General features: G+C 66.2%; 24 protein-coding genes. 9 read left to right on the forward strand and 15 right to left on the reverse strand.

What is annotated here, in order from left to right:
- Positions 1–348 precede the first annotated feature (348 nt).
- Both IB275_RS29480 and IB275_RS29485 read left to right on the forward strand, forming a co-directional pair.
- A complete protein-coding gene (locus IB275_RS29480; RefSeq protein ID WP_081515185.1) occupies positions 349–636 on the forward strand; it encodes an accessory factor UbiK family protein in 288 nt (95 codons plus the stop codon).
- A 39-nt stretch (positions 637–675) separates the two neighbouring features.
- Complete coding sequence (locus IB275_RS29485) at positions 676–2,166, forward strand: YifB family Mg chelatase-like AAA ATPase (protein ID WP_192293542.1); 1,491 nt, start codon at positions 676–678, stop codon at positions 2,164–2,166.
- Here IB275_RS29485 and IB275_RS29490 read toward each other — a convergent pair.
- Positions 2,163–2,651 carry a RidA family protein gene (locus IB275_RS29490; RefSeq protein ID WP_192293544.1) on the reverse strand — a complete coding sequence of 163 codons (489 nt, stop codon included), beginning with the start codon at positions 2,649–2,651 and terminating at the stop codon, positions 2,163–2,165. The two genes, IB275_RS29485 and IB275_RS29490, sit on opposite strands and share 4 nt — an antisense overlap.
- A 28-nt stretch (positions 2,652–2,679) precedes the next feature.
- The gene (locus IB275_RS29495) at positions 2,680–2,910 is read right to left on the reverse strand and encodes a DUF1127 domain-containing protein (RefSeq protein WP_192293546.1); all 231 of its coding nucleotides are present in this window, start codon (positions 2,908–2,910) and stop codon (positions 2,680–2,682) included.
- 185 nt (positions 2,911–3,095) lie between these two features.
- On the opposite strand from IB275_RS29495, the gene IB275_RS29500 reads away from it, so the two are divergent.
- Entirely contained in the window at positions 3,096–4,544 is a 1,449-nt protein-coding gene (locus IB275_RS29500) for an aminotransferase-like domain-containing protein (RefSeq protein ID WP_192293548.1), read from the forward strand.
- An 82-nt stretch (positions 4,545–4,626) separates the two neighbouring features.
- A complete protein-coding gene (locus IB275_RS29505) occupies positions 4,627–5,430 on the forward strand; it encodes a TlpA disulfide reductase family protein (RefSeq protein WP_192293550.1) in 804 nt (267 codons plus the stop codon).
- 13 nt (positions 5,431–5,443) lie between these two features.
- On the opposite strand, the gene IB275_RS29510 is transcribed toward IB275_RS29505, so the two are convergent.
- The 3 genes from IB275_RS29510 to IB275_RS29520 form a co-directional block, all read right to left on the reverse strand.
- Positions 5,444–7,420: a methyl-accepting chemotaxis protein gene (locus tag IB275_RS29510; RefSeq protein WP_192293552.1), complete on the reverse strand. Its 1,977-nt coding sequence runs from the start codon at positions 7,418–7,420 to the stop codon at positions 5,444–5,446.
- 346 nt (positions 7,421–7,766) lie between these two features.
- A complete protein-coding gene (locus IB275_RS29515; RefSeq protein ID WP_405307446.1) occupies positions 7,767–8,819 on the reverse strand; it encodes a haloacid dehalogenase-like hydrolase in 1,053 nt (350 codons plus the stop codon).
- Between the two features lie 184 nt (positions 8,820–9,003).
- Positions 9,004–9,912, reverse strand: coding sequence for an AraC family transcriptional regulator (locus IB275_RS29520; RefSeq protein WP_192293554.1), 909 nt, complete (start codon positions 9,910–9,912; stop codon positions 9,004–9,006).
- 229 nt (positions 9,913–10,141) lie between these two features.
- Between IB275_RS29520 and rclC the strand changes: the two genes are divergently transcribed.
- The gene (rclC, locus tag IB275_RS29525; protein WP_192293556.1) at positions 10,142–10,714 is read left to right on the forward strand and encodes a reactive chlorine resistance membrane protein RclC; all 573 of its coding nucleotides are present in this window, start codon (positions 10,142–10,144) and stop codon (positions 10,712–10,714) included.
- A gap of 26 nt (positions 10,715–10,740) precedes the next feature.
- Positions 10,741–10,959 (forward strand): DUF2790 domain-containing protein, encoded by a 219-nt coding sequence (locus tag IB275_RS29530; protein WP_192293558.1) that lies wholly within the window; start codon positions 10,741–10,743, stop codon positions 10,957–10,959.
- An 18-nt stretch (positions 10,960–10,977) separates the two neighbouring features.
- Here the strand turns inward: IB275_RS29530 and IB275_RS29535 are convergent, their stop codons facing one another.
- Positions 10,978–11,898, reverse strand: a complete 921-nt coding sequence (locus tag IB275_RS29535; RefSeq protein ID WP_192293560.1) for a LysR substrate-binding domain-containing protein — start codon at positions 11,896–11,898, stop codon at positions 10,978–10,980.
- Between the two features lie 140 nt (positions 11,899–12,038).
- Here IB275_RS29535 and IB275_RS29540 point away from each other — a divergent pair, with 140 nt between their 5' ends.
- Positions 12,039–13,433: a NorM family multidrug efflux MATE transporter gene (locus IB275_RS29540; protein ID WP_192293562.1), complete on the forward strand. Its 1,395-nt coding sequence runs from the start codon at positions 12,039–12,041 to the stop codon at positions 13,431–13,433.
- Here IB275_RS29540 and IB275_RS29545 read toward each other — a convergent pair.
- Positions 13,430–15,106 carry a putative bifunctional diguanylate cyclase/phosphodiesterase gene (locus IB275_RS29545; protein ID WP_138217084.1) on the reverse strand — a complete coding sequence of 559 codons (1,677 nt, stop codon included), beginning with the start codon at positions 15,104–15,106 and terminating at the stop codon, positions 13,430–13,432. The genes IB275_RS29540 and IB275_RS29545 overlap by 4 nt on opposite strands.
- 294 nt (positions 15,107–15,400) lie before the next feature.
- Between IB275_RS29545 and rep the strand changes: the two genes are divergently transcribed.
- Together rep and IB275_RS29555 are read left to right on the forward strand one after the other, a co-directional pair.
- The gene (gene rep / locus IB275_RS29550) at positions 15,401–17,410 is read left to right on the forward strand and encodes a DNA helicase Rep (protein ID WP_138217085.1); all 2,010 of its coding nucleotides are present in this window, start codon (positions 15,401–15,403) and stop codon (positions 17,408–17,410) included.
- Positions 17,411–17,607: 197 nt separating this feature from the next.
- Positions 17,608–18,183, forward strand: coding sequence for a xanthine phosphoribosyltransferase (locus tag IB275_RS29555; protein ID WP_081515169.1), 576 nt, complete (start codon positions 17,608–17,610; stop codon positions 18,181–18,183).
- A gap of 61 nt (positions 18,184–18,244) precedes the next feature.
- On the opposite strand, the gene IB275_RS29560 is transcribed toward IB275_RS29555, so the two are convergent.
- The 8 genes from IB275_RS29560 to IB275_RS29595 form a co-directional block, all read right to left on the reverse strand.
- Complete coding sequence (locus tag IB275_RS29560) at positions 18,245–20,080, reverse strand: acetyl-CoA hydrolase/transferase C-terminal domain-containing protein (protein ID WP_318652559.1); 1,836 nt, start codon at positions 20,078–20,080, stop codon at positions 18,245–18,247.
- A gap of 198 nt (positions 20,081–20,278) precedes the next feature.
- The gene (locus IB275_RS29565; RefSeq protein WP_045217660.1) at positions 20,279–20,707 is read right to left on the reverse strand and encodes a c-type cytochrome; all 429 of its coding nucleotides are present in this window, start codon (positions 20,705–20,707) and stop codon (positions 20,279–20,281) included.
- A 172-nt stretch (positions 20,708–20,879) separates the two neighbouring features.
- Complete coding sequence (locus tag IB275_RS29570) at positions 20,880–21,428, reverse strand: cupin domain-containing protein (protein WP_024762080.1); 549 nt, start codon at positions 21,426–21,428, stop codon at positions 20,880–20,882.
- A gap of 163 nt (positions 21,429–21,591) precedes the next feature.
- A complete protein-coding gene (alr, locus tag IB275_RS29575; RefSeq protein ID WP_192293564.1) occupies positions 21,592–22,671 on the reverse strand; it encodes an alanine racemase in 1,080 nt (359 codons plus the stop codon).
- Positions 22,672–22,750: 79 nt separating this feature from the next.
- Positions 22,751–23,104 (reverse strand): RidA family protein, encoded by a 354-nt coding sequence (locus IB275_RS29580; RefSeq protein ID WP_081515166.1) that lies wholly within the window; start codon positions 23,102–23,104, stop codon positions 22,751–22,753.
- The gene (gene dadA, locus IB275_RS29585; protein WP_192293566.1) at positions 23,079–24,374 is read right to left on the reverse strand and encodes a D-amino acid dehydrogenase; all 1,296 of its coding nucleotides are present in this window, start codon (positions 24,372–24,374) and stop codon (positions 23,079–23,081) included. The genes IB275_RS29580 and dadA overlap by 26 nt, the downstream gene beginning before the upstream one ends.
- Before the next feature lie 361 nt (positions 24,375–24,735).
- Positions 24,736–25,080, reverse strand: a complete 345-nt coding sequence (locus tag IB275_RS29590) for a YdbL family probable chaperone protein (protein WP_081515165.1) — start codon at positions 25,078–25,080, stop codon at positions 24,736–24,738.
- A 14-nt stretch (positions 25,081–25,094) separates the two neighbouring features.
- Positions 25,095–25,286 (reverse strand): YnbE family lipoprotein, encoded by a 192-nt coding sequence (locus IB275_RS29595; RefSeq protein ID WP_081515164.1) that lies wholly within the window; start codon positions 25,284–25,286, stop codon positions 25,095–25,097.
- Positions 25,287–25,292 lie beyond the last annotated feature (6 nt).

The raw sequence follows: 25,292 nt of genomic DNA on the forward strand, positions 1-25,292 counted from the left end.
AAGTCTAAGCGCAGTGTCTGGCTTTTGTAATGCGCCGGCCGCCCTACCTCAGCACTCCGACTGCCTTGATCGAAGCAATCCACCGCCTCGCCTGCCGCACCGGAACTGCATCGGTGCACGCCATATCTGCCCCAAAGCATGAAGCTTGCCAGTTCGTGAAAATGCCCGTCGCATCAGGCACTTGGCCTGAAACAGGGCTTTCTGGCGAATCGCCAGCGCCACTCTGGCGCACCGAAAGCGCGCACGCAGAGCGGGCACACTGCTCAAAAAGCGTGCAACCCGGCGCGCCGCAGCCAGCGCTGGCTGCGTGATAGACTGGGCTCTGATTCAATCCGGAACCCATGAACCATGCTGCCGCCCAAAGCCTTCCTCGATGCCATCAGCCAACAAGCCGGACGCCTGTTCGGTGGCGAATCGCCCCTGCCGAAGGCCGAGCTGGAAGCCCAGTTCAAGGTTCTGATGCAGAGCGCCTTCAGCAAGCTCGACCTGGTCAGCCGCGACGAATTCGACAGCCAGATGGTCGTCCTCGCGCGCACCCGCGCCCGCCTCGAGGCACTGGAAGCGAAGGTCGCGGAGATGGAAGCCAGGCTCTCGCCCGCCGATACCGCTGCACCTGCCCCCGCCGCCGAAGAATAAGCCCCGCCTGGCGGGCGGCATGGAATCCAGGAGTGATCCATGTCCCTCGCCATCGTCCATAGCCGCGCCCAGGTCGGTGTGGAAGCGCCCGGCGTCACCGTCGAGGCGCACCTCGCCAACGGCCTGCCGTCACTGACCCTGGTCGGCCTGCCCGAAGGCGCCGTGAAGGAGAGCAAGGACCGCGTGCGCAGCGCCCTGCTCAACTCGGGCTTCGACTTCCCCAACCGCAGGATCACCCTGAACCTCGCCCCGGCCGACCTGCCAAAGGACGGAGGGCGCTTCGACCTGGCCATTGCCCTGGGCATCCTCGCCGCCAGCGGCCAACTGGCCGATGCCGCCGGGCTGGATGGGCTCGAATGCCTGGGTGAGCTGGCGCTCTCCGGCACGTTGCGGCCGGTCCCCGGTGTACTGCCCGCCGCGCTGGCAGCCCGTGCTGCCGGACGCGCGCTGGTGGTACCGAAGGAGAACGCCGAGGAGGCCAGCCTCGCCAGCGGCCTGACCGTCTACGCCGTCGGCCACCTGCTGGAGTTGGCCGCACACTTCAGCGGCCAGGAACGCCTGCGCCCCTTTGAGGCCAACGGCTTGCTGCGCGCCACGCCGCCCTATCCCGACCTTGCCGAAGTGCAAGGCCAGGCCGCCGCCAAGCGCGCGCTGCTGGTGGCCGCTGCCGGCGCGCACAACCTGCTGTTCAGTGGGCCGCCCGGCACCGGCAAGACGCTGCTCGCCAGCCGTCTGCCCGGTCTGATGCCGCCGCTGGATGAAGACGAAGCGCTGCAGGTCGCGGCGATCCATTCCGTCGCCGGGCGCGGGCCGTTGACCCACTGGCCGCAGCGGCCTTTCCGCCAGCCCCACCACACTGCTTCCGCGCCGGCGCTGGTCGGTGGCGGCAGTCGCCCGCAGCCGGGGGAAATTACCCTGGCCCACGAAGGCGTGCTGTTCCTCGACGAGCTGCCGGAATTCGATCGCAAGGTCCTGGAAGTGCTGCGTGAACCGCTGGAAGGCGGCGAGATCGTCATTGCCCGCGCCAACGGCCGGGTGCGTTTCCCGGCACGCTTCCAGCTGGTGGCGGCGATGAATCCCTGCCCCTGCGGCTATCTGGGCGACCCCAGTGGCCGTTGCCGCTGCTCGCCGGAGCAGATCCAGCGCTACCGGGCCAAGCTCTCCGGCCCCCTGCTGGACCGCATCGACCTGCACCTGACCGTCAGCCGCGAAAGCACCAGCCTCGCGCCCAGCGGGCCGAGTACCAGCAGTGCCGAACTGGCTGTGCAGGTCGCTGGCGCGCGCCAGCGCCAGCTCGCCCGGCAGGGTTGTGCCAACGCTTTTCTGACCCTGCAGAAAATGCACCAATATTGTGCATTGAGTCCGGAAGACCAGGCCTGGCTGGAGAAGGCCGGCGAGCGCCTGAACCTGTCACTGCGCGCCCTGCACCGGATTCTCAAGGTCGCCCGCACCCTCGCCGACCTGCAGCAGGCAGACGACATCGCCCGCCCGCACCTCGCCGAAGCGCTGCAATACCGCGCGGGGCACTAGCCCGGCAGGTCCTGCGCGACGGCAAGGAGGTTCAGTTCGACCGTGGCGTTCTTCGGCAACTGATAGACGCCAACCGAAGTGCGCGTGTGCACACCCGCCGCGCCCAGCACCTCATACAGCACCGCCGATGCACCGTCGGCCACCTCGCTCAGTTGCGTAAAGTGCTCTGCTGACTGTACGAACACGTTGAGCTGCAACACTCTGCGCACCCGGTCGAGATCACCCAGCGCCTGCCGCAGCAAGACCAGCGCGCGCATGGCGCAGACCTTGGCAGCCAGTTGGGCATCGGCCATTGAGGCTTCACTGCCCGCCCGGCCGGTGACGACGATTTCATCACCCACCCGCGGAATCTGCCCACTGATGTGCACCTGGTTTCCTTCGATGAGGAAGGGCACGTAGTTGCCGCCGATCTTCATTTCACCGCTGAAGTCGTAGCCGAGTTCGGCGGCGACTCGATCAAACGCAGCAGCGCGCGTCTCGCTCATAAGCACTCCCTGTTTGTTCAGTTTCTGATCAGCAACGCCAGAACGGCCGCATCGCTTCTATCCGCGCCTGTTCGCGGGTGACGCCGATATCCTTCAGTTGCGCATCGGACAGATCCATCAGCTGTTTGCGCGTGCGCACACGGCGCCAGAACTGCTGCCAGCGGCTCTCCTGCGGGGCGCGCGGGGCTTCGCGCACACCGGGGATTTCCAGCAGTTCCTGTTGGTAAAGGGTCAGCCGCACATCGCTCAGGCCGCTCATCTCGTCACTCCTCCAGTCGAGCTCTTTCGAACGTGGGACTAGCGTGGCGAATCGGCAGAAATCATTACAGATTCAACGCTGTGAAGTTTTTTCCATACAGAGACAGGCGAAATCCTTCTGAATGGCGTATTTTTTTCCAATCTGTACTGCATTCCGCCGAGTCTGTCCGGCACGGGAGATCTGTCATGAAACGCTACGCACAGCTGGCCGCCACCCTCGGCGACCGCATCGAGCAGGGCCTGTACCGTCCCGGCGACCGCCTGCCCTCGGTGCGCGCGCTGAGCGAGGAGCACGGCGTCAGCATCAGCACCGTGCAGCAGGCCTACCGTGTGCTGGAGGACTCCGGGCTGGTCGAGCCCAGGCCGAAGTCCGGCTACTTCGTACCCGAGCGCCGCGAGCTGCCGCCGATGCCGGCCATGACCCGCCCGGCGCAACGGCCGGTGGACGTATCGCAGTGGGACCAGGTGCTGGAACAGGTGCGCCGCGCGCCGGGCGGCGATTTCGTCCAGCTAGGGCGCGGCACGCCGGACATTGCCAGCCCCTCGCTCAAGCCGCTGCAGCGAGCGATGGTGCACGCCGCGCGCCGCACCGACCTGCAGAGCCTCGGCTACGAAGGCATCCAGGGCTCGCTGCCGCTGCGCGAGCAGATCGCCCGGCTGATGCTGGACTCCGGCTGCCAAGTGCCGCCCAGCGAGATCGTCATCACCACCGGCTGCCAGGAGGCGCTGGCCATTACCCTGCGCGCCATCTGCGAGCCGGGGGACATCATCGCCATCGATTCACCCAGCTTCCACGGCGCCATGCAGGCACTCAAGGCCTATGGCCTGAAGGCGCTGGAAATCCCCACCGACCCCACCAACGGCATCAGCCTGGAGGCGCTGGAACTGGCCATGGAACAGTGGCCGGTGAAGCTCATCCTGCTCACCCCCAACTGCAACAACCCACTGGGCTACATCATGCCCGACGCCCGCAAGCGCGCTTTGCTCACGCTCGCGGCACGCTACGACGTGCCAATCCTCGAGGATGACGTCTACGGCGAGCTGGCCTACGCCTACCCACGCCCGCGCAGCATCAAGTCCTTCGATACCGATGACCGCGTATTGCTGGCCAGCTCCTTCTCCAAGACGGTAGCCCCCGGCCTGCGCACTGGCTGGGTGGTGCCGGGGCGCTACCTGGACCGCATCCTCCACTTCAAGTACATCGCCAGCGGCACCTGCGCGCCGCAACCGCAGATGGCGCTGGCCGAGTTCATTGGCGGCGGCCACTACGAGCCGCACATCCGCCGCATGCGCGCGCAGTACCAGCGCCACCGCGACCTGATGACCGAGTGGGTCGGCCGCTACTTCCCCGAGGGTGCGCGAGTCACCCGGCCGCGTGGCGGTTTCATGCTCTGGGTCGAGTTCGACCCGCTGTTCGACAGCGTGCGGCTGAACCAGGAGCTGCGCCGCGACAACGTGCAGGTGGCGGCGGGCAACATCTTTTCCGCCTCGGGCAAGTACCGCAACTGCATCCGCATGAACTACTCCCACCGTGACCTGGCGGTGATCGAGGATGCCGTGCGCAAGGTCGGCGCCTGCGCCAAGCGGTTGACCGCCGAGCTGCGCGAGCAGCAGGCCGAGCCGCTGCCCGCCTGAGGCGAAACATTTATCCACAGCCCGGCGCTGCCCCGTGGCGGCGCCCTGCTGTACCTTGGTTTCCTTTTGCCAGGCACCCGCTTTGACCAGTCTCACCCTCGGCCCTCTGGCCCTTCCCCTGCCCCACGTGCTGCTCTACCTCGGCTTCTTCGGCGCCCTGCTGGCCGGCTGGCTGGCCGGGCGCAAGCGCGGCGCCAACCCCGAAGGCGCGCTGTTCGCCATGCTCCTCGGTGGCCTGCTGGTGGCGCGGCTGGCCTTCGTCGCGCGCTACTTCGAGCAGTACGCGGCGACGCCGCTGAGCATCGTCGACATCCGCGATGGCGGCTTTCTCGCCCTGCCGGGGGTGATCGCCGCCGCATTGATAGGCGCGCTGCTGGCCTGGAAGCGGACAGAGCTGCGCCGCCCGCTGGCCGTCGCGGCCGTGGTCGGTGTGTGCCTATGGGGCGGCGGCAAGGCCGTGACCTCGGCGCTGGACCGCAGCCAGCAGATTCCCGAACTCACGGTGATGGACCTGCGCGGGGCCGCCGTGGACCTGCGCGCGCTGGATGGCCGGCCCATGGTGGTAAACCTCTGGGCCACCTGGTGCCCGCCGTGCCGGCGCGAGATGCCGGTGCTGGAGGCCGCTCAGCAACAGCGCAGCGATGTGCGCTTCCTGCTGGTCAACCAGGGCGAGAATGCCGAAGCCGTGCAGCGTTTCCTGCGCGAACAGGGCCTGAGCGAGGCGGCGGTGCTGCTCGACAGCGGCAACCGCCTCGGTCAGGCCACCGGCTCCTACGGCATGCCCACCACGCTGTTCTACGACGCCCAGGGACGCCTGAAGCACAGCCAGATGGGCGAGCTGTCCGCCGCCAGCCTGGAGTACGGGCTGGGCCAGCTCAAGGACTGACCCGCCCGGCGCTTCAGCGGAAGCGCCCGACCTCGTCGCGCAGGCCGGCGGCCAGGCTGTCCAGCTCGCGCACGGTCTGCGCCAGATCGGCCACCACCTGACGCTGTTCGCTGTTGGCCTGGGCGATGCCCTGCAGGTTGCTGCTGAGCAGGGTCGCGGTGCGGCTCTGCTCCTGGGTCGCGGTGGTGATGGCGGCGAACTGCTCGCCGGCCGCACTGCTCTGCTGGGAGATTTCCGCCAGCGCCGCGGCGACCTTCTCGTTCAGCGCCAGCCCGTGCTGCATCAGTTGGCTGCCCTGCTCGATGGTCTCGGTGGCGCTGCCGGTGTCCTGCTGGATGGCGCCGATCATCTGCGAGATTTCCGTGGTGGCGGCCTGGGTGCGCGCCGCCAGGCTGCGCACTTCATCGGCAACCACGGCAAAGCCGCGCCCCTGCTCGCCGGCACGGGCGGCCTCGATGGCGGCGTTGAGTGCCAGCAGGTTGGTCTGCTCGGCAATCGAAGTGATCACCCCGACGATGCTGCCGATCTCCTGGGAGCGCGCGCCGAGGCGATTGACCCGCTCCACGGTCTGCTGCAGTGCGCCGGCGATCTGCGCCAGCGAGGCGGAGGCATCGTCCATGGAGTGCAGGCCAATGCGCGTCTGCCGGGTGTTCTCGCTGGCCATGCGTTCGGTGCTGCGCATGTTGTCGGCGATGTCCATCGAGGTGGCGCTGAACTCTTCCACCGCGCCGGCCATGCTGTTGATCTCGCCGGACTGCTGTTCCATGCCGGCATAGGCGCCACTGGAAAGACCCGACAGCGAACGCGAGCAATGCCCCACTTCCTCCGCTGCACCGCGCACGCGCTCAACCATGCGGGAGAGCGCCTCGCCCATCTGGTTGAAGCTGCGCGCCAGGTCGCCGATCTCGTCACGGCTGGCAACTGACAGGCGCGCGCCCAGGTCGCCGGCGCCCAGCGCATGGGCCTGGCGCACCAGGTCGCCCAGCGGACGCAGGCGGCATTGCAGCAGCCAGGTGGTGGCGATCACCGCCAGCAGCATGGCGATCAGGCTGCCCATGGCCAGCTGACCACCGACGCGCCAGGTCACCGCGCGGATCTCGTCCTTGGGCATGCTCGCGACGACGGTCCAGGGGCCGCCGGCAAAGGGCTGCGCCACGCTGTAGAAATCATCCTGGCCGTCGCTCCAGAAGCGGCCACGGCCGGGGTTGTCCAGCAGGCTGGCGAGGCTGTCGGCGGCGCGCTCGGGGTTGCGCGCGCCGGCCGGCGGCACCAGCCAGTGGTGTTGTTCGTCCAGCAGCGCCAGCGAGCCGCCCTGACCGAGGCGGAAGCGACCGAGGTTGTCGAACTGGCGTTTCTGCGCGTCGGTGTAGTCGAAGCCGACGAACAGTACGGCGATCACCCGCCCGCTGCCGTCGCGCACCGGGGTGTACTGGGTCATGTAGAAGCGGTCGAACAGCAGCGCACGACCGACGTAGCTTTCGCCGCGCATCAGCAGCGGGTAGGCCGGGCTGTTGTGGTCGAGCACGGTGCCCATGGCGCGGCTGCCGTCCTGCTTCATCAGCGAGGTGGTGATGCGCACGAAGTCGTCGCCATCACGCACGAAAACGGTGGCGACGCCGGCGGTGAGCTGGCGGAATTCGTCGACCAGGGTGAAGTCGCCGTTCAGGCGGGTGTCGCCCAGGTACAGCGCCGGGGCTTGCAGTGCGGCGACCGGCACGCGCTCATCGGTGTGCGCTTTCAGGCCGGCAGCGAAGCGCTTCTCGAACAGGCCGGCGAGGCGCTGGGTGCTCTCGCGCAGGGTGCCGTGGAAGGTTTCCAGCTGGTCCGCCAGCAGGCGCGCTTCGCTGGCGAGGTGTTCTTCGCGGGTAGTCAGGGTAGCGCTGTCTAGCGAGCGCAAGGCAAACAGCGTGCTGCCGCTGATCAACAGGATCAGGAGCACGGCCAGGGCCATCGCCAATTGCAGGGCGATGCGGGATCGGGGCTGGTTCATTTTTCTGCTTCTGCACGCAACGGCGGGCCGTCGCCCGTGGTTCGAGGAGCGGCCTGCTTCGGTTCGAGGGGAGTGCCGGCGTGGTTCGCCGGTCTGCACAGGCTATCGGCGGCGCGTGACAATACTTGAGTCATTCACCCGGATTTGGCTTGGGGCGGGGGCTCCAGTCCGGGCAACGGCGCTCCTACAGTGTGAATCCGGAGTCAGTCCGCAGGATGGTGTGGAGCGCAGGGCCGTAGGGCGGATAACCCGGAACGGGTTATCCGCCGATAGCACCACGGCGGATAACGCTGGCGCGTTAAGCACCCTACCAGAGCGCCCGCGCTCCTACGCAAGCGCTACGCGCCTACTGGATCTCTTCCGGGGTGACGATCACCCAGTTCTTGTCGGCGGTGACCGGCTGGCCGAGCCCGGCCTGGGCCGCGGCATTCTTCTTGATCATGCCGTTGAGCTGGTCCATGTACTTGGCCTTGCGGTTGATCCACAGGTGCACGCCGTTCTCGGCGGTGCCGTTGAACAGCATGTAGCCATCGCTGCTGGGGGTATCGCCGCCGACCAGGATGGGCTTCTTCCACTGGTCGATGTAGGTGAGGATCGCCGCCTGCTTGCCGGCCATCCAGGTGGCCGGGGTCCACAGGTAGGGGGTGATCTCCAGGTTCAGGTTGGCCTTGGGATCGTACTTGCCTTCGGCAATCTGCTTGCGCGCGGTGGTCAGGGCACCGCTCTGGCGGTCCTTGAGCAGGGTGGTGACGCCGATAACGTTCTCGGGCTTCACGTTGTACCCGTACTTGGGATCGCTGGCGACCATACGCACCAGTTCCTCATGGGCGGCGGTCATCACGTAGACCTCGATGCCGTTCTCCATCAGCTTGTTGTACAGCTCGGTCTGGCCGGTGAAGACCTTGGGCGGGTTGATCTCGATGCTCTTGACCACGTCGCCTTCGTAGTAGGTGCTGGGCACCGGCTTGCCATAGGCCATCAGCTCGTCGACGTAACCCTTGAGCTCTTTCAGAGTGAAGCCGGAGAACACCTGGGCGACCCAGGGGTAGCAGACCAGGTCGTCGACCTCGCAGAGGCGGTAGTAGTAGCTGTTGAGGCTTTCCTTGTGGCCGTTGACGTCCTTGAAGGGGATCAGCTTGAGCGAGGGGTCGAGCTTCTCGCGGGTCAGCACGCCTTTCATTTCGAGGAAGGGCAGCAGCGATTCCTCGAGGTCGTAGCGGTAGCTGGTGTTGTCCATGTCGAAGACCGCGAAGGCGCCCTTGTTGGCGTTGGCGGCGATCAAGGCATCGAGCTGCTTGGCGGCCGGCGCGGGCCAGTGTTTCAGTTCGGTGGCGGCGAAAGAGGTACTGGCGAGGCCGGCCAGGATCAGGCCGGCGAGCAAGGTACGCATGGGCTTCATGGAATTCCCCCGAGTGGTCTTGTGGGTATGGGGAAGGCCCATGGCGGGCCTTCACTGGACTAGTCCAGCAATGACCCTAGCAAAGCGCTGTTTCAGCTCTGCGACGGCAGCGACGTGAACCGTCGCGAGGGCGGCAGGACATGTCCATGCGCGCCATGCGCCTTTGCTCGCGACGACGGCTGGTCTAGTTCACCGCGCGACGCAGGCGACCGGGGGCGTCGCCGTAGGTTTCCTTGAACTTCTTGGTGAAGGACGCCTGAGACTGGTAACCAACCTGCGCGGCGATGTCGGTGAGACTCAGCTGCGAGCTGCTCAGCAGGCGGTAGGCCAGCTCCATGCGCACCTTGGTCAGCAGCGCCCAGGGCGACAGCCCGGCCACCTGGGTGAACAGGCGCATGAAGGTGGCGCGGGACATGCTGGCACGCTCGGCCAGCGCCTCGATGGTCCACTCGTGGGCGGGGTCGTCGAGCATCGCCTGCCAGGCGCGGCTCAGGCGCTTGTCGGCGAGCAACGCCAGGGTGCCGCTGCTGGGGACGTACTCCTGCAGGTAGACGCGCAGGATCAGGGTGAACAGGGCCGAGGACAGCGCATCGACCAGGAAGCGCGCACCAGGCTGGTCGCCGTCCGCCTCGGCGCGCAACAGGCTGACCAGCGACGCCAGTTGTTCGCTCAGGCCCAGAGCCCGGGTGGAGACGTTGAGGAACGCCGGCAGCGCACCGATCAGCAGCGAGTCGCGCTGGTAGTGGAAGCTGCCGCAAAGGATATCCAGCGACTCGCCTTCACTGCCGATGCGGTGCACCGGCAGCAGGCCGTCCTGGCTGACCTGGGTGGGCACCGGGATCACTTTCGGTCCCTGGCTGCGCAGCAGGTGCGCGCCACCGCGCGGGAAAACCAGGATGTCACCCGCTTGTAGCGCAAGGACCTGGCCGTCAGGCATTTCCGCCTGGCAGCGGCCGGACAGCAGGATGTGGTATTGCGCCACCCCGCACGGTGCCTGTTCGTGGTCCAGCGCCCAGTCGCCCTGGAGTTGGCAGCGCAGGTCGAGGCTGCCGCGCAGGCCGGCGAGCTGGATCAGGCGGTCAATGGAGTTCATGGCATTCCATACGCGGGAAAGGGACTACAGATTACGCGCAGGATCGGCCAAGTAAACGCGACTACCTACTTCTTCCCCTCTCCCGTATCCCCTTGGTGCAACACCCTGGGGCGGTCCGCTCGCATCCGAGAGCAACCGACAAAAAGCCGAGCACAACGCGAAAGAAGCCAAACGGCCGGATTCCGACAATAGGAACCACTGAATCCAACCGACTCTCAAGGAGTTCCCCATGACCTCTTCCGTAACCCAAGTCCTGCGTGCGCTGAGCCGACTCGACAGCCTCGGCGTGAACCTGATGCGGGTGGCCATCGCCGTGGTGTTCATCTGGATCGGCGCGCTGAAGTTCGTGCCCTACGAGGCCGACAGCATCACGCCCTTCGTCGCCAACAGCCCGTTCATGTCGTTCTTCTACGAGCACCCCGAGGACTACCGCGCGCACCTCACCCACGAAGGCGAGCTGAATCTGGAGAAGCGTGCCTGGCAGACCGACAACAACACCTACGGCTTTTCCTACGGGCTGGGCGTGGTGGAGCTGAGCATCGCGCTGCTGGTGCTGCTCAACCCGCTGTCCCGTCGCCTGGGCCTGCTGGGTGGGTTGCTGTCGTTTGGCACGCCGCTGGTGACGCTGAGTTTCCTGATCACCACGCCCGAGGCCTGGGTGCAGGCGCTGGGCGATGCGCAGCACGGTTTCCCCTACCTGTCCGGCGCAGGCCGGCTGGTGCTCAAGGACACCCTGATGCTCGCAGGCGGCCTGCTGGTGATGGCCGACTCCGCCCGCTCGCTGCTGCACGAACGCGCCTGACTCCACTCTTCTGAAGGAAAAACATCATGAAAGCGCTGATTGCTCTGCTGTTCTCCACCCTGTTCCTCGCCGCCTGCGGCACCGTGCCAGCGCACGAGAAGCCCGATGTCGCCCGCGTTATCTCTATCACCGATACCCAGGAAGCCTGCGGCATCGTGCCGGTGACCATGGTCTACGAAGACTCTCAGGCCCGGCAGCACGAGCTGCACTACCAGGTCTGGGCCAATGGTTGCAGCGGCTCCTGAGCCGCCGCGTCGCCGGTGTCAGTCGAGCAGCTGCACCGGCGGCAGCTGCATGGCCTGTACCTCAGCCTGTAGGAAGTCGCGCAACCGGCGCAGCCGCTCCTGATGCCGGCGCGCACGGGGCCAGACCAGGTAGTAACTCTCGCCACTGGCCACCGCGCTGGGCCAGGGCAACGCCAGCCGACCCTGGTTGGCATCCTCGGCGACCATTACCAGGTCGCCGATGGAAACCCCGTAACCACGAGCGGCGGCCACGATACCCAGCTCCAGGGTGTCGAACACCTGCCCGCCCTTGAGCGACACCTGCTCCCCCAGGCCCATGCGTTGCAGCCAGCGCCGCCAGTCGCGACGGTCGGGCGTGGGGTGCAGCAACTCGGCGGCGGCCAGTCGCCCGGCGTCCCACGGGCCATCGGCGAGCAGCTCGGGCGCACCCACGGGAATCAGCCATTCGGGGAACAGCAGGGTGGCCTCCCAGTCCGGCGGGAAGTGCCCGGAGCTGAGCAGCACCGCGCAATCGAAAGGCTCATGGACAAAATCCACGCGGTCCACGTCCATCCACGCACTGGTCAGCTGCACCTCGATCTCGCTGTGCTGCATGCGGAACCGGCTCAGCCGCGCCAGCAGCCAGCGCATGGTCAGGGTCGAAGGCGCCTTCAGGCGCAGCACGCCTTCTTCGGCGCGCAGGCTGGCGCAGGCGCGCTCCAGCGCGTCGAAGCCGTCGCGCAGGCCGGGTAGCAGCATCCGCGCCGTTTCGGTCAGCTCCAGCTGGCGCCCGCGACGCTGGAACAGGCGGCAGGCGAAGTGCTCTTCCAGGGTCTTGATGTGCCGACTCACCGCGCTCTGGGTGATCGCCAGCTCCTCGGCGGCACGGGTGAAGGACGCATGCCGGGCGGCCGCCTCGAAGGCGCGCAGGGCATAGAGGGGCGGCAACTGGCGGTTCATGGCGGGCTCCAAAGGGCGACTTGGCATGAGTATGACTCATGGATGGCATCGCATTTTTCCTTTTGTGCGCGCATCCACGGCGGCCGGAGAATGGGCGACTCCCTATCGATGCGGCACCTGCCGCTTGCTGAGCCTGACTCATGAAACGCCTGTACCGTGACGAACTTGCCGCCATCCTTCGCCTCGCCGGCCCGCTGATCGCCGCGCAGCTGGCCTACGTCGCCATGGTGTTCACCGACACCGTGATGATGGGCAAGCTCGGCCGCGAGGCGCTGGCCGCCGGCGGGCTGGGCGCGTCGACCTATGCGCTGGTGTCGACCTTCTGCGTCGGCGTGGTCGCGGCCACCGGCAACCTGGTGGCAATCCGGCATGGCGCGAAGGACGCGCGTGGCGTGGTGCAGGCGACCCAGGCCGGCCTGTGGATCGGCGGCGCCCTGGCGATGCTGGCGGGCCTGCTGCTGTGGAACCTCGGACCGATCCTGATCGCCTTCGGCCAAGCCCCGGAAACCGTCCACGGCACCATGACTTTCCTGCACAGCATCGTCTTCGCCCTGCCCGGCTACATGGCCTTCATGGTGCTGCGCGGTTTCACCAGCGCCATCGAGCGGCCGGGCCCGGTCATGGCCATCAGCCTGATCGGCGCGCTGGCCAACTTCGCCTTGAACTACGCCTTCATCGAGGGCCTGTTCGGCCTGCCGCGCCTCGGGCTGGCGGGGATCGGCATGGTCACCGCGGTGGTGATGAACGCTCTGCCGGTAATCTTCGCCCTGTACCTGCGCTGGCACCGGGCGTATGCGCCCTATCCGCTGCTGCCCGGACTGTCGACGCCGGACTTCAAGGTGATCGGCGACTCCCTGCGCCTCGGCATTTCCATCGGCGGCACCTACGCGGTGGAGTCGGGCATGTTCACCGTGGCCACCCTGTGCATGGGCGTGATCGGCAGCACGGCGCTGGCGGCACACCAGATCGCCATCCAGTCGGTGTACGTAGCCTTCATGGTGCCCATGGGGATTTCCTACGCGGTGACCTTCCGCATCGGCCAGCACTACGGCGCCGGCCGGCTGGTCGAGGCGCGCCGAGCCGGCCGGCTGGGCATCGGCTTCGGCGCCAGCTGCATGTTCACCTTCGCCGCGCTGTTCTGGCTCGCGCCGGAGCTGGTCATCGGCCTGTTCATCGACCACAACGACCCGGCCAACCGCGAGGTGGTGAAGCTGGCCGTCAGCCTGCTGGCCATCGCCGCGTGGTTCGAGCTGTTCGACGGCACCCAGTGCATCGCCATGGGCGCGATCCGTGGCCTGAAGGATGCGCGCACCACCTTCCTCGTCGGGCTGGCGGGCTACTGGCTGGTGGGCGTTCCGATGGCGCTGCTGCTGGCCTTCCCGCTGGGCTGGGGGCCGAGCGGCGTGTGGTGGGGGCTGGCCTCCGGGCTGGCCTGCGCGGCCATCGGGCTGACGCTGGCGTTCGAGGCGAAGACCTCGCGCCTGCTGCGCCCGCACACGTCCCGCGCGGGCCTGGCTGTGCTGACTGACCGCTAGCTGACCGAGTCCTGCAGGCGCAGCGCGCGGTTGGCGCCGAACACCAGGAACCGCGCCAGCTCCGCGAGCGGCAATGGGCGGCTGATCCAGTAGCCCTGCACCTGGTCGCAGCCGAACTGGCGCAGCTCGTCCTGCTGGGCGATGGTCTCCACGCCCTCGGCGACCACTTCCAGGTTCAGGTTGTGCGCCAGGTTGATCATGGCCTTCACCAGTTGCAGGTTTTCCGGGCGCTCGTGCATGTCGCCGACGAAGCTCTTGTCGATCTTCAGCAGGGTGATGGGCAGGCTGCTCAGGTGCACGAAGGACGAGAAGCCGGTGCCGAAATCATCCAGCGAGAAGCGCACGCCCAATCGGCCGAGGGCCTGCATGGTCTGCTGGACCTGGTCGCTGCGGCGCATCACGGCGGTTTCGGTGAGTTCGAACTCCAGCCACTGGGCGTCGACGCCGCGCTCGCGGATCAGGCGCTCCAGAGTCGGCAGCAGCTGGCTGTCCTGGAACTGGCGGAACGACAGGTTCACCGCCATGTGCAGCGGCGGCAGGCCACGCCCGCGCAGCCATTGCATGTCGCGCAGGGCACGGGAAATGACCCAGTAGCCCAGCGGCACGATCAGCCCGCTTTCCTCGGCCAGCGGCACGAAGTCGCCCGGTGTCAGCAAGCCGCGCTCGGGATGGCGCCAGCGCACGAGAGCTTCGAGGCCGACGATTTGCCCGCTGTGCAGGTCCAGGCGCGGCTGGTAGTGCAGCTCCAGTTCGTCGCGGCGCAACGCCCGGCGCAGTTCGCTTTCCAGGTCGGCCAGACTGCGGGCACCACGGTTGATGCGTTCGTCGAAGACGTGGAAGGTGCAGCCCTGGCGCGACTTGGCCTGCTGCATGGCGATGTGCGCGTGCCACAACAGCGGGTCGGCAGCTTCGCCGGCGCGGGCATGGGCCACACCCAGGCTGCAGCCCAGCAACAGGCTTTCGCCCTCGACCCAGTAGGGTTCGCCCAGGGATTCGACGATCAGCTCGGCGATCTTTTCCACCCGCGCCGGGTCGCGGCGGGTGTCCAGCAGCAGGGCGAACTCGTCGCTGCCCAGGCGGGCAATATCGTCGCCGTTGTCCAGGTGTGCCTTCAGACGCGCCACCACCTGCAGGATCAGGCGGTCGCCGGCCTGGTGGCCGAGGGCGTCGTTGACGTGACGGAAGTTGTCCAAGTCCAGGTGACCCAGCGCCAGGCCGCGCCCTTCGCTCTCGCTGAGACGGGCGGCAAGCAGGGTCTGGAAGCCCTGGCGGTTGGCGATGCCGGTCAGCGGGTCCTGTTCGGCCAGGCTCTGCAGGGTGTTCTGCAGCGAGGTGCGTTCACGCACGTAACGCAGGGTGCGGCGCAGGACTTCGACGCTGAGGGATTCGGCCACCAGATAGTCGGCGACGCCGACCGGCTCTTCCGCGGGCTCACGCTCCAGCAGCAGGACCAGCGGCAGGTGGCATTGGTGGGCGGACGGCAACTTGCCGGGCGTGGCGAGCACCAGGCCGACCTGATCTTCGTCGAACAGACTGCTGGCGGCCTGCCAGGACGGGGCCGTGATCAGCGAATAGCCCTGCCCCAACGCGGCCAGATGCCCGCGCAGTAGCTGGGCCCACTGCGGCGCTTCCGCCAGCAGGAGCAGGCGCGTTGGTTCGACCGACGCTGCCAAGCGACCCCCATGTATCTCTGGAAAGGGGAGAAACTCCAGACGCCATCCCTGCGCCCACTTCTCCCGGTTTTGAAGTGACGCCATCCGGACATCCCACGGATGTAGACGAAACTTCAGAGAAACTCTTAAGAGTTTTCTTCAAGTAATGCTGTCACAAGCCTAATACATGTACAGATTTATCCAAAACACATAAGTACGATCGTGTCACAGATCGCCGCTATTCCGAGCGGCACCCCGACGCCCGGCACGGCCTGCTAGAATACGCGCCCGCTCCACTACAGACCCCCGCCTTTCATGTCCCGACTCAATCCCCGGCAGCAAGAGGCCGTGAACTACGTCGGCGGCCCGCTCCTGGTGCTGGCCGGCGCCGGCTCCGGCAAGACCAGCGTGATCACCCGCAAGATCGCCTACCTGGTCCAGCAGTGCGGCATCCGCGCCCAGTACATCGTCGCCGTGACCTTCACCAACAAGGCCGCCCGCGAGATGAAGGAGCGCGTCAGCACCCTGCTGCGCCCCGGCGAGGGCAAGGGCCTGACCGTCTCGACCTTCCACAACCTGGGCCTGAACATCATCCGCAAGGAACATGCGGCCCTGGGCTACAAGCCCGGCTTCTCGATCTTCGACGAGAGCGATGTGAAGGCGCTGATGACCGACATCATGCAGAAGGAATATTCCGGCGATGACGGTCTGGACGAGATCAAGGGCCTGATCGGCAGCTGGAAGAACGACCTGATCCTTCCGGAAGAGGCGCTGGAAAAGGCGCGCAACCCCAAGGAACAGACCGCTGCGATGGTCTACCTGCACTACCAGCGCACGCTCAAGGCGTACAACGCGGTGGACTTCGACGACCTCATCCTGCAGCCGGTGAAGCTGTTCCAGGAGCACCCGGAGATCCTCGACAAGTGGCGCAACCGCGTGCGCTACATGCTGGTGGACGAATACCAGGACACCAACGCCAGCCAGTACCTGCTGGTGAAGATGCTGGTGCAGCAGCGCGCGCACTTCACCGTGGTGGGCGACGACGACCAGTCGATCTACGCCTGGCGCGGCGCGCGCCCGGAAAACCTGATGCAGCTGAAGGAAGACTTCCCCTCGCTGAAGGTGGTGATGCTGGAGCAGAACTACCGCTCCACCAGCCGCATCCTCAAATGCGCCAACATCCTCATCGCCAACAACCCCCACGTGTTCGAGAAGCAGCTGTGGAGCGAGATGGGTGAAGGCGACCCGATCCGGGTGATCCGTTGCCGCAACGAGGAGTCCGAGGCCGAGCGGGTGGCGATGGAAATCCTCACCATCCACCTGAAGACGCAGCGGCCCTACAGCGAATTCGCCATCCTTTACCGGGGCAACTATCAGGCGAAGCTGATCGAGCTGAAACTTCAGCACCACCAGATTCCCTATCACCTGTCAGGCGGTACCAGCTTCTTCGGACGCCAGGAAGTGAAGGACCTGATGTCCTATTTCCGCCTGCTGGTGAACCCGGACGATGACAACGCCTTCCTCCGCGTGATCAACGTGCCGCGCCGGGAGATCGGCTCCACCACCCTGGAAAAGCTCGGCAACTACGCCACCGAGCGCGGCTGCTCGATGTTCAACGCCTCCGGCGAGCTGGGCTTGTCCGAGCACCTGGACGCCCGCTACATCGAGCGCCTGCAGCGCTTCAAGCGCTTCATCGACAAGGTCCGCGAGCAGTGCGCGGGCAGCGACCCGATCGGTGCGTTGCGCAGCATGGTGATGGACATCGACTACGAGAACTGGCTGCGGCAGAACGCCTCCAGCGACAAGATCGCCGACTTCCGCATGGGCAACGTCTGGTTCCTCATCGAGGCGCTGAAGAACACTCTGGAGCGCGACGAAGAAGGCGACATGACCATCGAGCAGGCCATCGCCAAGCTGGTGCTGCGCGACATGCTGGAGCGCCAGCAGGAAGAGGAAGAAGGCGCGGACGGTGTGCAGATGATGACCCTGCACGCCTCCAAGGGCTTGGAATTCCCCTACGTGTTCATTCTCGGCGTGGAAGAGGAAATCCTACCGCACCGCTCCAGCATCGAGGCCGACACCATCGAGGAGGAGCGGCGCCTGGCCTACGTGGGCATCACCCGGGCGAAGAAGAACCTGGCGATGACCTTCGCCGCCAAGCGCAAGCAGTACGGCGAGATCATCGACTGCTCGCCCAGCCGCTTCCTCGACGAGCTGCCGCCCGAAGACCTGGTCTGGGAAGGCCAGGAGGACGCGCCGCAGGAGGTCAAGGTCGCCAAGGGCAACTCGGCGCTGGCGGATATCCGGGCGATGCTCAAGCGCTGAGCCGCTACACCTGCAGGAGCGCGCCGTGCGCGCGATCGCGGGCATTGCCCGCTCCTACAGGGGGGGTTGCCTCTTCCGCCCATCGAAAAACTGTCCACTCGATCAGCAATTGCATTGGTCGGAACGTCGCGCAGAAGACCAATGGCGTTGTAGAATTACGCGCTTCATCAGCGACAGCCGCTTTCGGAAGCACCCCCGTGAACACTCTCAAAGACAAAATTCGCAGCGAAGGCATCGTTCTTTCCGAACAGGTCCTCAAGGTAGACGCCTTCCTCAACCACCAGATCGACCCGGCGCTGATGAAGTTGATCGGCCACGAGTTCGCCGAACGCTTCAAGAACCAGGGCATCACCAAGATCGTCACCATCGAAGCCTCGGGCATCGCCCCGGCGGTCATGGCCGGCCTCGAGCTGGGCATCCCGGTGATCTTCGCCCGCAAGTTCCAGTCGCTGACGCTGAAGAACGACCTGCTGATCTCCAAGGTCTTCTCCTTCACCAAGCAGACCGAAAGCACCATCGCCATCTCCGCCAAGCACCTGACCGCCGCCGACCACGTGCTGGTGGTGGACGACTTCCTCGCCAACGGCCATGCCGCCAAGGCGCTGATCGACCTGATCCAGCAGGCAGGCGCCAGCGTCGCCGGTCTGGGCATCGTCATCGAGAAGTCCTTCCAGGAAGGTCGTGCCCTGCTGGAAAGCGAAGGCTATCGGGTGGAATCCCTGGCTCGCGTGAAGTCCCTGGCCAATGGTCAGGTCGAGTTCCTCGAGGACTGATCCACCGCTCCACGAAAAAGGCGGGCGCCGACAGGGCCCGCCTTTTTTCATGCCTGCGCTCCTATGGCCGGGCGCTGGCCTTCAGGCCAGCCAGCACCAGGCGCTGGTACAACTCCTCGCGCAAACCTTCCGGCTTCGCCAACCCCATGCGCTCCAGGTGCGCGGGGAAAGCCTCCGGCTCCGGCGCGTCCAGGGTCGCCTTGCCCAGTTCGAGAATCTCGCTCAGGCGCAGCTTGCTCTTCAGCCAGCCCAATGCCCGAAGCAGGTCGCGCTCGTAATCGGTGAAGTCGCAGCCCAGCGGGAATTCCGGCAGCAACTGGCGCAACCCCTGAGTCGCTTCGCGCAGGCGCTCCGGCGTGTTGTTGCGGTAGCGCTCGTCCAGTTCGAAATTCTTCGGCAGCTTGCCGGCTTCCTGGGCCTGGGCGATCAGCTCATCCTGGAAACGCGAGTCGGCGATGGCCAGCAGTGCGGCGATCACCTCGGCGTCGTTCCTGCCGCGCAGGTCGGCCACGCCGTACTCGGTCACCACCATGTCGCGCAGGTGCCGGGGGATCGTGGTGTGGCCGTAGCTCCAGACGATGTTGGAACTCAGCTCGCCTTCGGATTCGCGCCAGCTGCGCAGCATCAGGATCGAGCGCCCGCCTTCCAGTTCATGGGCCTGGGCGACGAAGTTGTACTGGCCGCCGACGCCGCTGAGCACGCGGCCGTCCTCCAGCTGGTCGGCCACGCCGGCGCCCAGCAGGGTGACGGTGAAGGCGCTGTTGATGAAACGCGCGTCGCGGCGCTGCTCACGCTTGAGCTCCTCGTCGCGGTAGAGGTTGTTGACGAAGCCGATGCCGGTCATGCCGATCCCGGCCAGTTCCTCGCGGGGCATTTCGCGCAGACGTCGGTAGAAGGCCTGCGGACCGAGGAAGAAGCCGCCGTGCAGCCAGACGCCCGGCTGGCTGGGCGACGAGCCCGGCCGTGCCGCAACACGCCGGCTCAACACACCGGCCTCGGCCAGCGCCAACAGGCCGGGAACGAACATCTCGCTGCAACCGTACAGGCCCTGTTCGAACACGCCGAGGCCACCGTCGCGCTCGATCAGCCCGGCGTGCCGGGCGGTAGAGTCGAGGCCGTCGAGCAGCGCGCGGTAACCGTCATTGTTGCGCTGGCGGGTGAGCAGCGCCGAGGTCAGAGCGTCGCCCATGGAGCCGATGCCGATCTGCAACGTGCCGCCATCGCGCACCAGAGCGCTGGCGTGCAGGCCGATGCAATGGTCCTGCAGGCCAACCGGCAGGTTGGGCGTGGAGAACAGCGTGCTGCTGTCGCCCGGCGCATCCACCAGCAGGTCGAAGAAGTCCTCGTCCACCTCGGCGTCGCCGGGCATGTAGGGCAGTTGGTCGTGAACCACGCCGATGGTGACGATGGTTTCGCCGGCCGCGCGGCGACGCTGCAGCATCGGCAGCAGGTCGAGGGTGATGTCCGGGTTGCAGGCCAGGCTGAGCTTGCCCGGTCGCGCCGGGTCGCGGGCCACCAGTTGGGCAACGGCGTTGACGCCCTTGGCGTTGATATCGCGCGCCACGTGGCTGTAGTTGCAGCTGATGTAGTTCTGCTGCGCCGGGGCGCTGTCCAGCAGGCTGCCGGGCTGCAGGTAGAACTCCTCGACGCGGATGTTCTCCGGCAGGCTGCCGCTGCGCAGATCGTGCAGGTAGTCGAGCTCGGGGTAGTCGCCGTAGATGCGCTCGACGAAGGGTTCGAGGAAGCGCCGCTGCAGCTCGCCGCCGGCTTGCGGACGGCCGAGTGATAGCGCGGTATACAGCGTCAGCTGCCGGCGCGGGTTCTCGCGGATGTGCCGGTACAGCGCGTTGGCCAGCTGGTTGGGCTTGCCCAGCCCGAGCGGCAGGCCGAGGCGGATGTGCCCGTCCAGGCGTTGCAGCAGTTCTTCGACGGCAGTTTCGATCGAGCAGGATTGCACCGGGCGTCCCTCCTGGTTCGTTTCAACGACAGGAGTTTGGACCGGCTTGACGCAAAAGTTGCTCCCGCGACTCACCAGGTGACAAATCGCGGGCATGAAAAAGCCGCCCTTGGGCGGCTTTTTCGCACAGGTCGGCTGTTACAGGCCGGACATGTGGTGAATCGCAGCTTTCAGCTCGTCATCGGAGCAATCAGCGCAAGTGCCCTTGGGCGGCATGGCGTTGATACCCGAGATGGCCTTGGCCAGCAGGCCGTCGAGGCCGCCCTGCTCTTTCGCACGCTTGCCCCAGTCAGCCTTGTCGCCGACTTTCGGCGCGCCCAGCAGGCCGCTGCCATGGCAGTTGGTGCAGACCTTGCCGACAATCTCTTCGCCCGAACGCGGAGCACCGCCACCACCGGCAGCAGCTACGGCGCCAACGCCTTCGCATTCCTTGCCCTGGACGCAGACTTTGCCGACAGGTTCGAGACGCTTGGCAATGGCGTCATCGTTGGTCGCGGCCTGAACGCTCACTGCCCACAGGGCCAGTACGGCAGCTTGGGCTGCCAGGATTTTTCTAATCAGGTTCACCCTTTCACCCTCATCGTGGCTTATCACGCCCGGTCGCGGTGCAGTCACAGTCTCGGGCCGCGCGAGCGGGCGCAAGTATAACGGCAAAGCCGGGAAGCTCGAAACAATTGCGCCACCTAGCCGGCGTTTGCGGCATTAGGTCGCAGCTGATCTGGCCGGTCCTACCGGCTGTTCAAAAATTTGCCGGTGTGGTCGCGCTGATCAGCCGCGCCGGGGCTTCGAACGGATTGCGGAAGCGATGCGGCTTGGTGCTGTCGAAATAGTAGCTGTCGCCGCATTCAAGGACGAAGGTCTCGTCGCCGACGGTCAGTTCCAGACGGCCTTCGACCAGCACGCCGGTCTCTTCGCCTTCGTGGGCGTACATGTCGTCACCGGTATCGGAACCCGGCGGATAGGTCTCGTCGAGCAGGGTGATGGCGCGGCTGGGGTAGTCCTTGCCGATCAGCTTCATGATGATCGAGCCGCTGGACAGGTCGCTGAGTTCGTCTGCCTTGTAGACCACAGGAGTGTTGCTGCTCTGTTCCAGGTCCAGGGAGAAGAACTCCACGAGGGACATCGGAATACCACCCAGCACTTTCTTCAGCGAGCTGATGGAGGGGCTGACGCTGTTCTTCTCGATCATCGAGATTGTGCTGTTGGTAACACCCGCCCGTTTAGCGAGTTCGCGCTGGGACAAACCTTTGAGCTTACGGATGGCTTGCAGACGAGCACCGACGTCCAAGGGTGGGGTCCTCCTTATTCTTGTGATCAGGCAGGCTCTGAAAGGCAGAACCCGCAACGGCTTGTGCCGAGCGGGTTCCAAGTGCCACGTATCATGGCAACACCGTTCAGTATTTACAACAGATCGCCCGCCGATCCTGCGCAAACTTTACGGGCGGTATCCGTCACTCGCCTGCGTAGACCCGCGGGACGCGCTTGAGGTTGCAGAACAGCTGATAGGGAATACTGCCGCACAGGGCAGCGAGCTGGCTGGCGGGCACGTTCGGGCCCCAGAGTTCCACGCGGCTTCCCAGGCCTGCGCTGGGCAGGTCGGTCAGGTCCACGGTGAGCATGTCCATGGACACACGACCGATGATGCGGCTGGGCTTGCCGTCGATGAACACCGGCGTGCCGTCCGGCGCATGGCGCGGATAGCCGTCGGCGTAACCCATGGCGACCACGCCGACGCGTACCGGGCGGTCGGCGATGAAGCGCGCGCCATAACCCACCGGCTCGCCGGCCGGCAGTTCGCGGATGCTGATGACCTGGGATTCCAGGGTCATTACCGGGCGCAGCTGGTCAGCCAGCGGGTGCGCCTGTTCGAAGGGGGTGGCGCCGTAGAGCATGATGCCGGGGCGCACCCAGTCGCTGGGCACGTCGGACCAGCCGAGGATGCCGGGGGAGTTGCGCAGGCTGATCTCGTGCCCCTGGCCTGCGGCTTCGCGCACGGCCTGGAAGGCGGCGACCTGTTCCTCGGTGCGCGCGCAGTCCAGCTCGTCGGCGCGGGAGAAGTGGCTCATCAGCACGACCTTGGCCACGTGCGGCAGCGCCTTCAGGCGCGCCAGCGCGGCGGCGTAGTCCTGCGGGAAGAAGCCGACGCGGTGCATGCCCGAGTCCATCTTCAGCCACACGGTCAGCGGCTTGCTCGGACGGGCGCGCTCGATGGCATCCAGCTGCCAGGCCGAGTGCACCACGCACCAGAAGTCATGGGCGTCGATCAGCTCCAGCTCGCTGGCTTCGAAGAAGCCTTCGAGCAGCAGGATCGGCGCACGGATGCCGGCTTCGCGCAGTTCCAGCGCTTCCTCGATGCAGGCCACGGCGAAACCGTCGGCCTCGCCTTCCAACGCCTTGGCGCAAACGACAGCGCCATGGCCGTAGGCATCGGCCTTGACCACTGCCAGCGCTCGGGCGCCGGTGACTTCACGGGCCAGGCGGTAGTTGTGGCGCAGGGCGGCGAGGTCGATCAGGGCACGGGCGGGACGCATGGCGAGGCTCTCTTATGGTGTACGGAACAAAAACGACGGACGAAAAAAACCCGGCGCTCCGGCCGGGCCACGCAAACGATCAGGGCAGTGCGGCGACGATGGAGACCTCGACGAGGATCTCCGGGTAGCACAGCGCCGCCTGGACGGTGGCGCGCGCCGGGGCGCAGCCCTGCGGGACCCACTGGTCCCAGACGCCGTTCATGCCGGCGAAGTCGGCGGCGACGTCTTTCAGGTAGATGGTTGCCGAGAGCACCCGCGACTTGTCGGTGCCGGCTTCTTCGAGCAGGCGCTCGACGCTGGCGAGGACTTCGCGGGTCTGTTGCTCGACTCCGGCGGAGAGGTCGTCTGCCACCTGGCCGGCGAGGTACACCGTGCCGTTGTGGACGACAACCTGGCTCATCCGCTGGTTAGTGTGCAGGCGCAGGATGGCCATTGTGGGCCTCCGAGGCAGAGCCGTAGCGGGAGATATCCAGACCTTCGGTGCTGATCTGCGGGCGCTTCTTGGCCATCAGGTCGGCGAGGTAGCGACCCGAGCCGCAAGCCATGGTCCAGCCGAGGGTGCCGTGGCCGGTGTTGAGGAACAGGTTGCGGTAGCGGGTGGCGCCGACGATCGGGGTGCCGTCGGGGGTGGCCGGGCGCAGGCCGGTCCAGAACTCCGCCTGGCTGACGTCGCCGCCTTCCGGGTAGAGGTCGGTGGTGATCATTTCCAGGGTGGCCCGGCGGCGCGGGTTCAGCGACAGGTCGAAGCCGGCGATTTCCGCCATGCCGCCGACGCGGATACGCTGGTCAAAGCGGGTGATCGCGACCTTGTAGGTCTCGTCGAGGATGGTCGAAGTCGGCGCCATGTCCGGGTTGGTGATCGGCACGGTCAGCGAGTAGCCCTTGAGCGGGTAGACCGGGGCGTCGATACCCAGCGGCTTGAGCATCTGCGGCGAGTAGCTGCCAAGCGCCAGCACGTAGCGGTCGGCGGTAACCAGTTGGCCATCGACCCAGACACCGTTGATGCGGTCGCCGGCGAAGTCCAGGCGCTGGATGTCCTGGCCGAAGCGAAACTCCACGCCCAGGGCCTTGGCCATCTCGGCCAGCTTGGTGGTGAACATCTGACAGTCGCCGGTCTGGTCGTTGGGCAGGCGCAGGGCGCCGACCAGCTTGTCGGCCACCTTGGCCAGGGCCGGCTCGACGCGGGCGATGCCGGCGCGGTCGAGCACTTCATAGGGCACGCCGGTACTTTCCAGGACGGCGATGTCCTTGGCAGCGGAGTCCAGCTGGGCCTGGGTGCGGAACAGCTGGGTGGTACCCAGGGAGCGGCCTTCGTAGGTGATGCCGGTCTCGGCACGCAGTTCGTCGAGGCAGTCGCGGCTGTACTCGGACAGGCGGACCATGCGCTCCTTGTTCACCGCGTAGCTCTTGGCGTTGCAGTTGCGCAGCATCTGCCACATCCAGGTGTACTGGCTGGGGTCGCCGGTCAGCTTGATGGCCAGCGGGGCGTGGGTCTGCATCAGCCATTTCATGGCCTTGAGCGGGATGCCCGGGGCAGCCCAGGGCGAGGCGTAGCCAGGGGAAACCTGGCCGGCGTTGGCGAAGCTGGTTTCAAGGGCCGGGCCGGGCTGGCGGTCGACGACGACCACTTCGAAGCCGGCACGGGCGAGATAGTAAGCACTGGCGGTACCGATCACACCGCTGCCAAGCACCAGAACGCGCATCTTTGCCTCCTACGTCGCGCCGGGGGCGCTGACGTTTCTTATTCTGAACGTAGATGCGCGCAGTATAGGAAGTCGAGCTCAGCGATATTCACTGAATGCGATGCGTGTTTTGACGGAAATTCCTGGCAAAAGTCGCTTTCACGGAGGGACATCCACCAGGAATAGCGCCATTTTACCCGAGACCGGATGGTCGAGGATCTGGCGAAAATTTCACCAGACCCAGAGGAAATAGCGAACGGAAGGGGATCGACCAGAACTTCTCGCGCCAGCCCCATTGCGGACGGGACTTACCTGCTACCGGGCCGCCCCACCCCGCCTGCCCCGACAAGCGGCGACAGGCAGGGAAATCCCCTTGGCAAGCTTACTTGCGCACCCACTGACCATTGACCTGGACGTACTGCCCCGACGGCGTACGCTCGATGGCCTTCTTGCCGGCCAGGGATTCCACGTCCTTGAGGGTGGCGCCACTCTGGCTGGCGACCTTCTGGTACTCGGCGCGGCGCGCGGCGTTGATCTGCGCGGCGACATCGGCGGCATCACCGCCGTTCTTCACGACGCCGAGGTATCCGTCGGCCTGCTCGCCGACCAGCCCCTGGGACTTGGCGCTGCCCAGCGCGGACATCGCCTGCTCCAGGCTCATGGCCATGACCGGCAGGCTCAGGCAGAGGGCGACCAGCGCGACGCCCAGTTTGCGGTGCAATCTCATGCAAAGGCTCCTTCTCAGAACAGGCCACTGTTCTCGTTGATGATGCCGTCGAGCGCCTTGTCGACCTTGATATAGATCTCGTGCTCGATCTTCACGTTGAGGTTGATGTTGATCGGCTCCTTGGGCGCTGCCAGCTGCACGGTGGGCGTGCAGCCCTGGGCAAGGCCGGCCAGGAGCAGTAGGGCGAATAGGGCGCGGAGGCGCATTTCAGG

The sequence above is a fragment of the Pseudomonas sp. PDM21 genome, assembly GCF_014852505.2.
GTDB lineage: Bacteria > Pseudomonadota > Gammaproteobacteria > Pseudomonadales > Pseudomonadaceae > Pseudomonas.

Excerpts from the sequence above, each read along its gene's own strand:
- IB275_RS29480 (WP_081515185.1), top strand. The coding sequence starts at position 349 with ATGCTGCCGCCCAAAGCCTTCCTCGATGCCATCAGCCAACAAGCCGGA.
- IB275_RS29485 (WP_192293542.1), top strand. The coding sequence starts at position 676 with ATGTCCCTCGCCATCGTCCATAGCCGCGCCCAGGTCGGTGTGGAAGCG.
- IB275_RS29490 (WP_192293544.1), bottom strand. The coding sequence starts at position 2,651 with ATGAGCGAGACGCGCGCTGCTGCGTTTGATCGAGTCGCCGCCGAACTC.
- IB275_RS29495 (WP_192293546.1), bottom strand. The coding sequence starts at position 2,910 with ATGAGCGGCCTGAGCGATGTGCGGCTGACCCTTTACCAACAGGAACTG.
- IB275_RS29500 (WP_192293548.1), top strand. The coding sequence starts at position 3,096 with ATGAAACGCTACGCACAGCTGGCCGCCACCCTCGGCGACCGCATCGAG.
- IB275_RS29510 (WP_192293552.1), bottom strand. The coding sequence starts at position 7,420 with ATGAACCAGCCCCGATCCCGCATCGCCCTGCAATTGGCGATGGCCCTG.
- IB275_RS29515 (WP_405307446.1), bottom strand. The coding sequence starts at position 8,819 with ATGAAGCCCATGCGTACCTTGCTCGCCGGCCTGATCCTGGCCGGCCTC.
- IB275_RS29520 (WP_192293554.1), bottom strand. The coding sequence starts at position 9,912 with ATGAACTCCATTGACCGCCTGATCCAGCTCGCCGGCCTGCGCGGCAGC.
- rclC (WP_192293556.1), top strand. The coding sequence starts at position 10,142 with ATGACCTCTTCCGTAACCCAAGTCCTGCGTGCGCTGAGCCGACTCGAC.
- IB275_RS29530 (WP_192293558.1), top strand. The coding sequence starts at position 10,741 with ATGAAAGCGCTGATTGCTCTGCTGTTCTCCACCCTGTTCCTCGCCGCC.
- IB275_RS29535 (WP_192293560.1), bottom strand. The coding sequence starts at position 11,898 with ATGAACCGCCAGTTGCCGCCCCTCTATGCCCTGCGCGCCTTCGAGGCG.
- IB275_RS29540 (WP_192293562.1), top strand. The coding sequence starts at position 12,039 with ATGAAACGCCTGTACCGTGACGAACTTGCCGCCATCCTTCGCCTCGCC.
- rep (WP_138217085.1), top strand. The coding sequence starts at position 15,401 with ATGTCCCGACTCAATCCCCGGCAGCAAGAGGCCGTGAACTACGTCGGC.
- alr (WP_192293564.1), bottom strand. The coding sequence starts at position 22,671 with ATGCGTCCCGCCCGTGCCCTGATCGACCTCGCCGCCCTGCGCCACAAC.
- IB275_RS29580 (WP_081515166.1), bottom strand. The coding sequence starts at position 23,104 with ATGGCCATCCTGCGCCTGCACACTAACCAGCGGATGAGCCAGGTTGTC.
- dadA (WP_192293566.1), bottom strand. The coding sequence starts at position 24,374 with ATGCGCGTTCTGGTGCTTGGCAGCGGTGTGATCGGTACCGCCAGTGCT.
- IB275_RS29590 (WP_081515165.1), bottom strand. The coding sequence starts at position 25,080 with ATGAGATTGCACCGCAAACTGGGCGTCGCGCTGGTCGCCCTCTGCCTG.
- IB275_RS29595 (WP_081515164.1), bottom strand. The coding sequence starts at position 25,286 with ATGCGCCTCCGCGCCCTATTCGCCCTACTGCTCCTGGCCGGCCTTGCC.